Raw genomic sequence first — 13,107 nt, forward strand, 5'->3', positions numbered from 1 at the left:
ACGAAAGCGAGCATATTTCCGGACCATCGGACACCCACAGCGCGAACTGTGAAGACAAGGCAGCGTACGTTATGACCTTTTCCTTACACAAACTGGTTGGACTGCCTGCCATCGCGGCGGCCGCCTTTTTTATGCAGGCACTGGACGCCACTATTCTTAACACGGCACTCCCCGCCGTGGCGCGCAGCCTCGACCGTTCCCCGCTGGCCATGCAGCTCGCCGTGGTGGGCTATACCCTCACCGTCGCCATGCTCATCCCCGTGAGCGGCTGGCTGGCCGACCGGTTCGGGACACGGCGCGTCTTCATCTCCGCCGTGAACTTCTTCATTCTGGGTTCCCTGCTCTGCGCCCTGTCCACCTCGCTTCCCATGCTCGTCGCCTCGCGGGTGCTGCAGGGTATCGGGGGAGCCATGATGATGCCTGTGGCGCGCCTCGCCGTGCTCCGGGCTTACCCGCGCACCGAGCTGGTCGCCGTACTCAACTTCATCAGCATTCCCGGCCTCGTCGGCCCCGTGGTCGGCCCTCTGCTCGGCGGCTGGCTGGTGACGTATGCCACATGGCACTGGATCTTCCTGATCAACATCCCCATCGGGCTCATCGGCATCCTCTACGCCTACCACATCATGCCGGATTTCACGGCTCCGCGCCGCCCCTTCGACTGGATGGGCTTTTTCCTGTTCGGCCTGAGCCTCGTTTCCTTTTCCAGCGGCCTTGAAGTCTTCGGCGACAGGGTCGGCCCCGATTTTCTCCCCCCCGTACTGCTCATCAGCGGCATAGCCCTGCTCGGACTGTACATCCGCCATGCCCGGCGGCATCCCTCCCCGCTTATCAGGCTGTCGGTTTTCCGCACGCGCACCTTCTCCGTGGGCATCGGCGGGAATATCCTGTCCCGCCTCGGTACGGGCTGTGTACCGTTCCTCATGCCGCTCATGCTCCAGGTCGGGCTCGGGTACCCCGCTCTGGTGGCCGGGGCCATGATGGCTCCCACGGCCATAGGCTCCATCACCGCCAAAACTTTCGCCATGAAGATCCTCAACCGGTTCGGCTACCGGGTGACCCTCACGGGCGTCACCGTCTGCATCGGCCTCATGATTGCCCAGTTCGCCCTCCAGACGCCCACCCTGCCCCTGTGGATGCTCATTCTCCCCCTGTTCATGCTCGGCATGGCCATGTCCACCCAATTCACGGCCATGAACAGCATCACCCTCGGAGACCTTTCCACCGAAGACGCCAGCACCGGAAACGGCTTGCTCTCCGTAACCCAGCAGCTTTCCATCAGCTTCGGCGTGGCGAGCAGCACCGTGGTGCTTCGGTTCTACAACTCGTTCGCCTCGGGGACGCTGCTCGATCATTTCCACTATACGTTCATCACCATCGGCGGGATCACCATGATGGCCGCCTTCGTTTTCATGCTCCTCCGCAAGGACGACGGCGACAGCCTGCTTCCCGGACGCAAGAAGCCCGTCTTCGAGACGACAAGCAGTCCCACCCCGCGCAACCCCTAACCATCCACGTTGAACGGAAAGCCGCCGGGACAAGACGCGAACCGTACTGGCGGATCAGCCCGTATCTCGCGGTGTGCAGAGGCGACGCGTTTGCCGGGGTCCGGAGCCGAACCCCGCTTATATCATCGGCCGCAAAAAAAGGCGCCCCCGTCCGTTCACGGAGAGCGCCTTCAGCAGGGAGTGGGAGGCAATGGTTACAGTGTGTCGGCGTACAGCTCGATGGTGTGCCTGACCCGTGCGCGGTCGCCGTTCCGTGCCAGCATGTCGGACAGTTGCATCATGCACGCCGGGCACCCTGTGGCGACGACGTCGGCCCCTGTGGCAACGATGCTGTCACGCTTCTTCTGGCCGATCTGCTGCGAAATGTCGTAGTGGGTCAGCGTGAAGCTGCCGCCGCAACCGCAGCAGCGATCAGGCTCCACCATCTCCACCAGTTCGCAGTTCTTGTTCATGTTGATAAGCTCACGCGGCTGCTTGCTGACGCCGAGGGATTTCTTCAGGTGGCAGGATTCGTGGTACGTCACCTTCAGGCCACCCTTGGCGGGCCCTTCGGGGTGCACGCCCAACACGTCCACGAGGAACGCGTTGATGTCTATGGCCTTGGCGCCAAACTTCTTGGCGGTTTCCTGCACCGAAGCGGGCAAATTCCGCGACATCTCGGGCCAGTATTCCTTGATGGTCATCGTGCAGGACGAGCACGGCGTCACAATGTAGTCGAAGTGGGTCCGCGAAAGGATGCCGAGGTTATGCTCGATCATCTTTTCAACGCCCTCGCGGTCGCCGGACACCAGCGCGGGGATGCCGCAGCAGGCAAAGTTGTCGGACAGGAACACCCCGACACCGTGGTGCTCAAAAACCTTGAGGCAGGCTTCCGACACGCCGGTATAAATCTTGTCGCCCATACAGCCTGGGAAGAACGCGACGCGCAGGCCGCTCTTTCCGGCGGGTCTGTCCACCTTCCCAACCTTGGAACGCAGAGGCTTGTCCGCCAGCAGCGGCATGTGCCGATCCCCGAACAGGCTCTTGAGCAGCGGCGCGCAGGCGGTCTTCTGGGGATTTTGCTCATCTTTCAAGAGAAGTTTCTGGAACGGCGAACCGGCGCGCAGGAGCGTATCCACCACGCGCGGGTTGGGAAGAAGTTTTCTGAAAATGGCCTTCTTGACCGGGGACAATCCCAGATAGGCCGTGACGATGGCCCGCGCTTCCATAAAGATTTCCAGCGTCGGCACGCCGGAAGGGCAGCTGAACTGGCACCCGCCGCACAGCAGGCAGCGGGACAGCTTTTCGTTCACCGCTTCCGGGTCCTGAATGATGAGATGCGCCAGATTCTCGACCAGCGCGATTTTGCCGCGGGTCACGTCCCCTTCCTTCCCGGTGGTGTCGAAAACCGGACAGAAGGCCTGACAGAAACCGCATTTCATACAGGAAGCCAGTTTGTCGTCCAGAACCATCAACGACTTGGCAAGACTTGAAATCTCATCCATGAATCAGTCCCTTTCCCGGACGCCCGCCGGGGGTGGTCGCCCGCTTCCTTCAAGGCGCGGGCGGTTCTGTGCCGGATTCGGAAGGTTGACCGGAGAGGAAACGGCAGGGCCCCTGTCATTGGCCACGGAGCAGCGAAAGCGCCGTTCGGCCACCCCCTTCATGCCGCCTCCCCTGCCGTTCAAATCCTTTGAAGGGCCGGGAGAAGCCCGCTTTCCAAAGCCCTCCTCCCGTTCCCTTCCTACAGCTAGTCCCCGAATCCCACGATCTTGCTCGGGTTGAACAACCCCTTCGGGTCAAACGCCTTGCGCAGGCGCCGCGAGAACATGATCGTCCCGTGGGAGGTTTCCTGCTCCAGCCATTTGATTTTGGCGGTGCCGATGCCGTGCTCGCCGGACAGCGTGCCGCCAAGCTCCAACGCGGCGTTGAAGAGGTCGTCCACAGCCCGTTCCACGCGCGAGAACTCTTCCTTGTCGCGGCGGTCGCAGAGAATGGACGGATGCAGATTGCCGTCACCGGCATGGCCGAAGGTGGCGATGGTGACGTTGTGGCGGGCGGCGATCTCGTCGAGGGCCTTGATCATGGCCGGGATCTTGGAGCGCGGCACCGTGGCGTCTTCCAGCATCAGCGTGGGACGGCAGCGGGCCAGAGCGGGAATGGCCACGCGGCGGGCTTCCCAAATCCGGCTCTTTTCCGCGGCGTCGCGGGCGACCACGATTTCCGTGGCGCTGTTGTCGCGCAGCACCTTTTCCACGATCACGGCTTCGTCCTCGACCTGCGCGGGGTGGCCGTCCACCTCGATGAGCAGCATGGCCCCGGCATCACGGGGGAGGCCGATTTTCACGTAGTCTTCAATGTAGTTGATCGAGGCGTGGTCAAGGAATTCCAGCGTGCAGGGCACCACATGGGCCGCGATGATCCCGGCGACGGCCTGTGACGCGCCGTCCATGTCCTTGAACAGGGCCATCATGGCCTTGGAAGCCTTCGGCGGCGGAATGAGCTTGAGCGTAACCTTGCTCGTGACCGCGAGGGTGCCTTCGGAACCCACCAGCAGCGGCGCAATGTTGTAGCCCGTGGCGCATTTCACGGTGCGGGAGCCCGTCTTCACCAGATCACCGGTGTTGGCGAAGACTTCCATGCCCATGACGTAATCTTTGGTCGTGCCGTACTTGAGGCCGCGCAGACCGCCTGAGCTTTCCGCGACGTTGCCGCCGATGGTGGACACGGACATGGAGCCGGGATCCGGAGGATAGAACAAGCCTTTGGCGGCCACGGCGGCGGCGAATTTCGCCGTGATCACGCCGGGCTGCACGGTGGCGTACAGATCCTCCGTGTTGATTTCAAGGATCTTGTTCAATCCCGTCGTCAGAATGACGATGGTGTCGGAACAGTCCGGGATGGTGCCGCCGGTAAGGTTCGTGCCCGAACCGCGAACGGTCATGGGGATGCCTTCCTCGTAGCAGCGTTTCACCACCTGCCCGAGTTGTTCCACCTCGGTGGGGCGCACCACAAGGCTGGGGATCATGGGCTTCAAAACCGCCGCGTCATACGCGTAACTCTGGCGATCCGCCTCGCTGCTGAAGACGTTTTCCTTGCCGACAAGCTGTTCAAATTCCTTTATGAGAGAAGCGCTAGGCATTGATGAACTCCAAAGGTTGAACGTAAAGGAAAGGGTTCAGGCCGGTTACGACAGGCGCTTGCGGAGGTTTTCCGCCACGGACTGCGGGTCTACGGGATTACGGGCGATGCCGCTTTCGATAGCGGCCCGCGCCGTGGCAGCGGCAACGGCGGGCGCGACGTCGGGATCCGTCGCGGGCGGGATGATGTAGTCCGGGCTGAGCTTTTCGGGCGTAACCAGATCCGCGATGGCGTGGGCGGCGGCGATCTTCATGGCGTCGTTGATGTCGGTGGCGCGCACGTCAATGGCGCCGCGGAAAATGCCTGGGAAGGCCAGCACGTTGTTGATCTGATTCTTGATGTCGGAACGGCCCGTGGCCACAACCTTCGCTCCGGCCTGCGTCGCGCGCTCAATGGGCCAGATTTCCGGAATGGGGTTGGCCTGCGCGAAGATGATGGGGTCTTTCGCCATACTGCGGATCATGTCCTCATTCAGAGAATCCGGCACGGAAACGCCGATGAACACGTCCGCCCCCTTGATGGCGTCGGCAAGCGTGCCCTTCACCTTGTCGGGATTGGTCGCCTTGGCGATGAAGTCCTTATACTTGTTCATGCCCTCGGGGCGGCCTTCCCAAATGGGGCCCTTGGAGTCGCACATGATGACGTTCTTGAGCCCGACGGCCATGAGCAGCTTGATGATCGCCGTTCCGGCAGCGCCCGCGCCGCTGGTCACGACTTTGATGTCCTCGATGTTCTTGCCCACAATCTTGAGGGCATTGAGGAGGCCCGCAAGCGTCACCACGGCGGTCCCGTGCTGGTCGTCATGAAAGATAGGGCCTTTAAAGACGCCGCGCGCCTTCAGGCTGTCCTCGATCTCGAAGCACTCGGGGGCCTTGATGTCCTCAAGGTTCACGCCGCCGAACGTGGGGGCCACAAGCTCCACCAGCTCGACAATCTTGGCGGTATCCTTGGTGTCCACGCACAGCGGGAAGGCGTCCACGTCGCCAAACCGCTTGAACAGCAAAGATTTGCCTTCCATGACCGGCATGGCGGCACCCGCGCCGATGTCGCCGAGCCCAAGCACGGCGGTCCCGTTGGACACCACGCACACGAAATTCGAATGGTTGGTGTAGACGTCGAGCATGGCGGGATCTTTGTTGATTTCCTTGCACGGCTCGGCCACACCGGGCGAGTAGGCAAGCGTCAGGTCATCGTTGTCGCGCGCGGGAACCTTGATCCGGATGTCGATCTTGCCGACGTTGTCCTTATGCAGGGCCAGAGCTTCTTCACGGAGATTTTTGATACGTGACATGGGGAGCCTCTTCATTAGGGTAACGGCGGAGCGCCGAAAAAAGGGTACGACAACAGAGCACCGTCCCCCACGGCGTTACACCTTTGTGTTCGGAGAGCGGATCTCCCGTACAGGGCATGATCCGAGATCTTGAAAAATAAGGGAGCAATTCCGCAGCCCTTTCCGATCCTGCCGGAAAGCGCGAACGTATCAGGGAGTCATGAACAGAGGAAACGGACTGTCGCTGTGAACCGGCCTTGACGGTATGAAGAGACGTTCCGGGAATCCGGCGCAGTCCCGAAGGAGGCCCCCACCTCCCCGGAAAAACACCTGCTTCCGGAGGCGGCCCATCCCTGCACACGAAAGTGCCGGAACGGGCAAACCCGCTTGTCGCGCCGCAACGCCCAAAACGTCCTTTCAAACCGTCAAGGGGCGGGGCATGTCCGACGGACATGCCCCGCGTAACAACCTATTTCTTTACCTTGGCGTCGATTTCGGCCTGAGCGGCCAAAATGTCCTTCGCGTTGAGATACACCGGGGTATCGACCATCTTGCCGAGGTAGGAAACGGCGGCCTTGCCCTTGGCGAGCCCCTCTTCCTCAAACACCTTCACAACGCCATTGGCCCATTCCACGTCGGCGGGATCGGGAGCGTAGAGGCGGTTGGAGGGTTCCACCTGGCTGGGATGGATGATCATGCGGCCTTCATAGCCCATCTGCTTGCCTTCCATCACGTTGCGTTCGAAAGCCGGGATATCCTGATAGGCCACGAACGGGGCGTCGATGGCGACGATGCCGGCGGCGCGGGCGGCGATGGCCATCTTGGCGCGGCCCCACATCTGTTCGACGGCTTCGGAGGTCAGCTTCACGCGCATGTCGCGGCAGTAGTCCACGGCGCCGAAGATGGCGTTCACATTGCGGGAACTGGCCATGCAGCATTCATAGGCGTTCATGATGCCCTTGGCGGTTTCGAGCAGCATGGAGATCTTCACGGTCCCGACCGGGATACCGCGGCGGCGTTCCAGTTCTTCGAGCTTCCAGTCAAGACGCTTGACGTCATCCGGATGGCCGGTCTTGGCGAGGGTTACGCCGTCAAGGCCTTCCCACACGACGGCTTCGAGGTCGTCGTTGGTCATTTCGGTTTCCCAGTTGTTGATGCGGACGTACACCTGAGCGCCGCCGGAACCGGCGTATTTAAGCTTTTCGGCAACGAGCTTGCGGGCCGCTTCCTTTTCGGACGGGGGCACGGAGTCTTCGAGGTCGAGGGTAATGATGTCGGCGGGGATGCTGGGAGCTTTTTCAACCATCTTGGGGTTATTACCGGGAACATACATGATGGAACGCATAACGGCCATGGGAATTCTCCTTTGAGGAAAAAAGTTGGTTGAAAAGATACCAATCGGACCGAAGCTATTTCTTCAATTTCTCGTGCAGGATGACCGGGATGTCGGTAGGCGTCATGGCGACGTACCCCCCGGCTTTCGTGATCGCGTCCATTTTGCTCTTGGCCGAACCGCGACCGCGCTCCACGATATTGGATGCATGGGAGAAGCGCTGGCCTTCGGGGGCCCATGCGCCGGAAACGTACACCACGAAAGGCTTGGTGAACTTCCCGGAGGCGATGACCTCGGCGCACTCCTCTTCCTGCGAACCACCTATTTCGGCATAAACCGCCACGCCTTCGGTTTCGGGATCTTCCTCGAACAGCGGAAGCAGATCCGCCATCGAGGTGCCGAGAACCGGTTCCGTGCCGGTATGGATGACCGTGCTCACGCCGAAGCCACCTTCGCGGAGCACCCACGGGATGGTTCCCGACTGGCCGCCGCTGCGCGAGAACACGCCGATGGACCCTCTTTTGAAGAAGGTATTGGCCCATTCCACATTGCCGCCGAGCCAGCCGACCACGGCTTCTCCCGGCGTGATGATCCCGATGGAGCCGGGCCCGAGCAGGCGGGTCCCCTTGGCCTTGCAGTAGGCGATCATCTCCATGATGTCGTGGATGGGGGTGCCTTCCACGCAGGGGATCACGTTCTTGACGCCCGCATCCGCCGCCTCCATGACCGCGGTCTTGAGCACATGCCCGGGCACGAAGATGACGCTGAAGTCGATCTCGCCGTGTTCGCGGGCGATTTCCTTCACCGTGTTGTAGACCGGAACGCCGTGAACGTCGGAGCCCTTCTTGCCGGGGCTGGTGCCGCCGACGACATGGGTTCCGTAGCTTTTCATGTATTTCGTGCGCACGGACCCTTCACGGCCCGTGATGCCCTGAACGACCACTTTCGTATTCTTGTTGATCAGTATGCCCATACCCCAATCCTTTTGGTCAAAGATGGTTGCCCGACCCGACGCGACGCGTCAGGCCAATCCGCGCTTGGCCAGATATTCCGGCAGCCCGGCGACAGGGACATCGATGGTGATGGCCTTGTTGCCGTGGAAGGTACAGGCGAATTCACAGGCAAGGCATTCCGTGCCGAGACGGAGCACTTCTTCCGCCGTCAGATGCTCGACCGAGGGCACGCCGTCCTTCAATTCAAGGATGCCCCGCGCATATTTTTTACAGGCGGCGACGCACGCCTTGGTCTCGCAGGAGAGGCACTTGCTGACATCGATCGAGACAGTCGAGGATTTTTCTTTGATTTCCAAGGATCTACCCTGCCTTCTGAGAGGTTTTCTCAGTGCTGTATTCCTTGCACAGAGCAAGCAGCCGTTCGCCGATGAACTTCGTGTCCGTGACGTGTTCCCGCCCGTAGATCTCGATGCGCCTGCCGATGCCGTCCGGGGTCATCATGTCGGCGAGGCCGGTACGCAGTATCTCGAGGGATTCGTCTTCACGGTTGCCGCACAGCAGCAGCACGCAGGGGAAGCCGGGCTTCTTGGGCAGCATCTCGCGCAGCACCTTGACCAGCGCGTGGGCGTGGTGCCACTGCTCCTGATTCGCCATCATGAAGCCGCCGAGCAGATACCCTTCAATGTTGGGCTGGGAGAGGGTCGCCTTGGCGACGCGGTAAATCTTGGCAGCAACGGGGTTGCCGCTGGTGTCGGCGTAGTTGGCGGCCTTGAGGCCCACGGCGTTCAACGCGTCGAGGCCCATCATGGCGGAGCCGCCGCCGATGGGATGGTAGCCCACGTAGCCGGGGCTCACTTCATCGTAGCCCATGTTCATGAGGAAGCCGGTGCCGCGGGCGTCGGTTTCTTCGATGCCCCAGCCGATGACGTCCAGATCCGTGGGCTGGCCGGGCAGGTCGCGGGCGATCTTGATCCCGAAATCGGGGTGACGGAACACGGCGCTGTTGTCGATCTCCATCTTGCAGTCGGCACAATAGAGGCTGCCGTCCCCGGTCATCACGAAGGGATTGATTTCAAGCGTCTGGCAGTCGTACTTCTTGTAGAGCTTGGACAGTTTGGTGAGGAAAGAGGCGAACTTGGAGAGGTCTGCCGGAGCAATCCCGGCCTGGGTGCAGACATCGATGGCGTCGTAGGACTGGAGGCCATACTGCGGATCGATGTTCAGCCTGAACAGCAAGCTTTCGTCAACGCTTTCGATGTCCATGCCGCCTTCCGTGCTGAACATCAGCATGGGGCAGCGGGCTTCGCGGGCGTTGTTGATGACGAATGAACAGTAATACTCTTTCTTGATGTCCAGTTTTTCTTCGATGAGGACTTTCTCGACCGGAAGCCCCTTTACGGTCTTGGCGAGGATTTCTTCAGCGAGGGCACGCGCTTCCTCGGGCGTATCGGCCAGCTTGACGATCCCGGCCTTGCCGCGCCCGCCAGCCTGTACCTGCCCCTTGACGGCTACGGGGCCGCCGATCCAGCGGGCGGCTTCCTCCGCTTCTTCAGGAGAAGATGCCACTCGCCCTTTTGGGACGGGCATCCCGCCTTTCGCGAGCCATTCCTTGCCCTGATATTCCAGAAATTTGGCCATGTGATGCCCCTTCTTCAGGAATTCATGTTCTCAATGCCACCATCAACTCAACATTCCTTTGTTCTTCAAACCAGAAAACCAATTCATAAAGCCAGTCCAACGTGACGCGATAAAGGAAACATCGGCTTTTTCCGCCTTGCGTTTTCCTCGTGAGGCTATTTTTAGTTTTATCTAAAAAGAAAGTCAAATAGATATTTTTTATTTTTTTCATAAATAAAAATTGATTTTCCTTTCGAAAACGTAAATTGATTAATGAAACAGTCGATTGATGAATTGTATTTTTCCGCCTTGTGATATTTTGTACATTAACAATAACTGTCTTTCTTTAAAAGAGATATGGATAAAAAGCATTTTTGCACAAATAACTATAAGTGTTCGAAGCATTTTCATGCATTATTCAGGATTATATCAAGCACATTTCCAATAGAAAAATATTAAAAAGAGGGATTTTTTTATAATACTATAAACTATTTCTTTTTTTCATAAGCAATATTCCGTTTTGGAATAAGAAAAGTTTATTCAAATATGCATTCACCATTAAGAAAGAGGCCGTCTTCCCTATATCGACATAAGCGAGGCGGAATGCGGGCTCCGGGGCGGCGAGGCCCGCTGGCGCAGCGCAAAAAAGGTATGAGGAGGCTGCTGCGAGGCCCCGCCCCCTCCTCCATCCAAGGGTAACACTGGGCGTTTGAACTTCATCGCCCTATCATGTATGAACAGAAACCGTTACGAAGCGGAGCCCGGATATGGAGAGACGCGCTACGACGCCAACCGCGCACGCCTCAAGCGTCAACCGAAAAAAACGAAACAGGCGAAAGGAAAGCTGTAATGGAACAGATTATATTGACTGGAGATCGGCCCACCGGAAGATTGCATGTCGGCCACTACGTCGGTTCGCTGAAGCGCCGGGTGGAGCTCCAGAACTCCGGCAAGTACGACAAGATTTTCATCATGATCGCGGATGCGCAGGCGCTGACAGACAACGCCGAGCATCCCGAAAAGGTGCGCCAGAACATCATCGAAGTCGCCCTCGACTACCTCGCCTGCGGCCTTGATCCGGTAAAATCCACGATGTTCATCCAGTCGCAGATCCCCGAACTCTGCGAACTCTCTTTCTACTATATGAACCTTGTGACCGTGGCCCGGCTCCAGCGCAACCCCACAGTGAAATCCGAAATCCAGATGCGCAACTTTGAAGCCAGCATCCCGGTCGGTTTCTTCACCTACCCGATCAGCCAGGCGTCCGACATCACGGCCTTCAAGGCAACGGCCGTGCCCGTGGGCGAAGATCAGGCCCCGATGCTGGAGCAGACCAAGGAAATCGTCCGCAAATTCAATGCGGTTTACGGGGACACGCTGGTCGAGCCCGAGATGCTGCTCCCGGACAACAAGGCCTGCCTGCGCCTGCCCGGCATCGACGGCAAGGCCAAGATGAGCAAGTCGCTCGGCAACTGCATCTATCTGGGCGAGGACGCGGACGAGGTCAAAAAGAAGGTCATGTCCATGTTCACCGACCCGAACCACCTCCGCGTGGAAGACCCCGGTCAGGTCGAGGATAACCCCGTATTCATCTATCTGGACGCTTTCAGCCGCCCCGAACATTTCGAGCGCCACTTCCCGGACTATCAGAACATCGAAGAAATGAAGGCCCACTATACCCGTGGAGGCCTCGGCGACATGAAGGTCAAAAAGTTCCTGAACAACGTCCTGCAGGACGAACTGGAACCTATCCGCAATCGCCGCCGGGAACTCGAAAAGGATATTCCCGCCATCTATGACATCCTCAAGGAAGGCAGTATGCGGGCCCGCGAAGCCGCCGCCCGGACGCTGGATGACGTAAGACGGGCCATGAAAATCAACTATTTTGAGGATATGGATCTGATCAGCGAACAGGCTAAAAAATACGCCCGCTCATGTGGATGAGCTCTCAAGCCGTGTGAAGAAATTGTGGAAGGGAAGGAAAACGGAAAACGTTTCTGAAGAAAAGTGAGCCCTCCCTTCCATAAAGAAGAAAGGCCCCGCATTCCCTGCTCAGTCAAGGGAAATGCCGGGGCCTTTTCGCCCATCAATGAAGCCGTGTCACCGTCCGGCCTCCCACCAGCGGAGGATCTCACCGTCCGAAGCGATGGGCAGGGCGACGGGCTCACCGATCAGGGGCAGGAGAAGCCGATACGGCTTGCCTCGGCTCGCCGCCACAATCCGTTTGAACGGATCATCCCACGTATGGTAGGCAATGGCGAACTTCCCCACGTGGCCCGGGAGCAGCGCGCGGGCACGCAAATCTTCCGCGGCCTGCGCCGTGTCTTCCGGCATCATATGGACGTACCGCCAGTTCTCGTCGTATTGCCCGCAGTCGAGCATAGCGAGATCAAACCCGCCGAAGCGTGCGCCGATTTCCACGAAATGCTTGCCGTATCCGCTGTCTCCGCTGAAAAAAATCCTGCGTTCAGGGGTAACAAGGGCAAAGCCCGCCCAAAGGGTCTTGTTCCGGGTCAGTGAGCGGCCCGAAAAATGGCGGGCGGGCAGGATGTGGATGGCGAAGCCGCCTTTCCCCTCAAGGACGGAATACCAGTCTCCCTCGAAAACCGTTTCCTTGCCGTAGCCCCAAGCCTCAAAATGGGCCCCGACGCCGAGGGGGCAGACGACCTGCCCCACCTTGGACCGAAGCGCCGTTGCCGTGGCATAATCCAGATGATCCCAGTGGTCGTGAGAAATGAGCAGATAATCGATGTCCGGCATGTCCTCGGCGGTGTAAAGGTTCGTCCCCTCGAACGCCCTGTTGGCGAAAAAGACCGGCGAAGCATAGGTACTGAACACGGGATCTATCAAAAGGCGTCTGCCGCCGAGCTGCACGAAGTAGGTAGAATGGCCGAGCCAGACGACGGTATCCGTATTCCTGTCGAGCCCCCGCAGGTCGGTTTTCGCTGAAGGCATGGGACGAGTCGGCTTCTGGCCTTCCGTTGACGAAAAAACGTATTTCATCAACGCGCCCACAATGCCGCCGTTCCCCTTTATGGGCGGCAGCGGCTCCGTATTGCGAAAGGCACCGCCCTCATAGTGAGGCGACTGCGATATCGCGTCAAGGCGGTCACCTTCAGGCAACTTGCCGAATGAAGCCTGCGACATGAAAGCATACCCTCCCCCGATAAGAATACAGACTAAAAGGACCAGACCGAGCGCCACGCGCATACCCCTTTTCATAGAATCTCCAGACATTCTCTCTTTTCAGACGCGGACGGGATACGGCAAGGCGGCCCCGACTATTCCTCGGAACCGCCCTACCGTCCC

The 13,107-nt window shown here is 59.3% G+C and carries 10 protein-coding genes; 2 read left to right on the forward strand and 8 right to left on the reverse strand.

Going from position 1 to position 13,107, the window contains the following annotated elements; all coding sequences use genetic code 11:
• Positions 1–71: 71 nt before the first annotated feature.
• The gene (locus T370_RS0100775) at positions 72–1,505 is read left to right on the forward strand and encodes a DHA2 family efflux MFS transporter permease subunit (RefSeq protein ID WP_029434412.1); all 1,434 of its coding nucleotides are present in this window, start codon (positions 72–74) and stop codon (positions 1,503–1,505) included.
• Positions 1,506–1,699: 194 nt separating this feature from the next.
• Here the strand turns inward: T370_RS0100775 and T370_RS0100780 are convergent, their stop codons facing one another.
• The 7 genes from T370_RS0100780 to T370_RS0100810 all read right to left on the reverse strand — a co-directional run bounded on the left by T370_RS0100780 (position 1,700) and on the right by T370_RS0100810 (position 9,819).
• Positions 1,700–2,989, reverse strand: a complete 1,290-nt coding sequence (locus tag T370_RS0100780) for a (Fe-S)-binding protein (protein WP_029434413.1) — start codon at positions 2,987–2,989, stop codon at positions 1,700–1,702.
• Between the two features lie 245 nt (positions 2,990–3,234).
• On the reverse strand, positions 3,235–4,626 hold the full coding sequence (locus T370_RS0100785) for an FAD-linked oxidase C-terminal domain-containing protein (protein ID WP_029434414.1): 1,392 nt from the start codon (positions 4,624–4,626) through the stop codon (positions 3,235–3,237).
• A gap of 45 nt (positions 4,627–4,671) precedes the next feature.
• A complete protein-coding gene (locus T370_RS0100790) occupies positions 4,672–5,916 on the reverse strand; it encodes an NAD(P)-dependent malic enzyme (protein ID WP_029434415.1) in 1,245 nt (414 codons plus the stop codon).
• A gap of 448 nt (positions 5,917–6,364) precedes the next feature.
• The gene (locus T370_RS0100795) at positions 6,365–7,249 is read right to left on the reverse strand and encodes an HpcH/HpaI aldolase/citrate lyase family protein (RefSeq protein ID WP_005026329.1); all 885 of its coding nucleotides are present in this window, start codon (positions 7,247–7,249) and stop codon (positions 6,365–6,367) included.
• A 55-nt stretch (positions 7,250–7,304) separates the two neighbouring features.
• On the reverse strand, positions 7,305–8,201 hold the full coding sequence (locus T370_RS0100800) for a succinate--CoA ligase subunit alpha (protein ID WP_005026327.1): 897 nt from the start codon (positions 8,199–8,201) through the stop codon (positions 7,305–7,307).
• Between the two features lie 48 nt (positions 8,202–8,249).
• Positions 8,250–8,537 carry a hypothetical protein gene (locus T370_RS0100805; protein ID WP_005026326.1) on the reverse strand — a complete coding sequence of 96 codons (288 nt, stop codon included), beginning with the start codon at positions 8,535–8,537 and terminating at the stop codon, positions 8,250–8,252.
• A 4-nt stretch (positions 8,538–8,541) separates the two neighbouring features.
• The gene (locus tag T370_RS0100810; RefSeq protein ID WP_029434416.1) at positions 8,542–9,819 is read right to left on the reverse strand and encodes an ATP-grasp domain-containing protein; all 1,278 of its coding nucleotides are present in this window, start codon (positions 9,817–9,819) and stop codon (positions 8,542–8,544) included.
• A gap of 828 nt (positions 9,820–10,647) precedes the next feature.
• On the opposite strand from T370_RS0100810, the gene trpS reads away from it, so the two are divergent.
• Positions 10,648–11,742 carry a tryptophan--tRNA ligase gene (gene trpS / locus T370_RS0100820; protein WP_029434418.1) on the forward strand — a complete coding sequence of 365 codons (1,095 nt, stop codon included), beginning with the start codon at positions 10,648–10,650 and terminating at the stop codon, positions 11,740–11,742.
• A gap of 156 nt (positions 11,743–11,898) precedes the next feature.
• On the opposite strand, the gene T370_RS0100825 is transcribed toward trpS, so the two are convergent.
• Entirely contained in the window at positions 11,899–13,020 is a 1,122-nt protein-coding gene (locus T370_RS0100825) for an MBL fold metallo-hydrolase (RefSeq protein WP_029434419.1), read from the reverse strand.
• Positions 13,021–13,107 lie beyond the last annotated feature (87 nt).

This window comes from Bilophila wadsworthia ATCC 49260, assembly GCF_000701705.1.
GTDB classification, from domain to species: Bacteria; Desulfobacterota; Desulfovibrionia; order Desulfovibrionales; family Desulfovibrionaceae; genus Bilophila; species Bilophila wadsworthia.

Excerpts from the sequence above, each read along its gene's own strand:
- T370_RS0100810 (WP_029434416.1), bottom strand. The coding sequence starts at position 9,819 with ATGGCCAAATTTCTGGAATATCAGGGCAAGGAATGGCTCGCGAAAGGC.
- T370_RS0100825 (WP_029434419.1), bottom strand. The coding sequence starts at position 13,020 with ATGAAAAGGGGTATGCGCGTGGCGCTCGGTCTGGTCCTTTTAGTCTGT.
- T370_RS0100785 (WP_029434414.1), bottom strand. The coding sequence starts at position 4,626 with ATGCCTAGCGCTTCTCTCATAAAGGAATTTGAACAGCTTGTCGGCAAG.
- T370_RS0100780 (WP_029434413.1), bottom strand. The coding sequence starts at position 2,989 with ATGGATGAGATTTCAAGTCTTGCCAAGTCGTTGATGGTTCTGGACGAC.
- T370_RS0100775 (WP_029434412.1), top strand. The coding sequence starts at position 72 with ATGACCTTTTCCTTACACAAACTGGTTGGACTGCCTGCCATCGCGGCG.
- T370_RS0100800 (WP_005026327.1), bottom strand. The coding sequence starts at position 8,201 with ATGGGCATACTGATCAACAAGAATACGAAAGTGGTCGTTCAGGGCATC.
- T370_RS0100795 (WP_005026329.1), bottom strand. The coding sequence starts at position 7,249 with ATGGCCGTTATGCGTTCCATCATGTATGTTCCCGGTAATAACCCCAAG.
- T370_RS0100790 (WP_029434415.1), bottom strand. The coding sequence starts at position 5,916 with ATGTCACGTATCAAAAATCTCCGTGAAGAAGCTCTGGCCCTGCATAAG.
- trpS (WP_029434418.1), top strand. The coding sequence starts at position 10,648 with ATGGAACAGATTATATTGACTGGAGATCGGCCCACCGGAAGATTGCAT.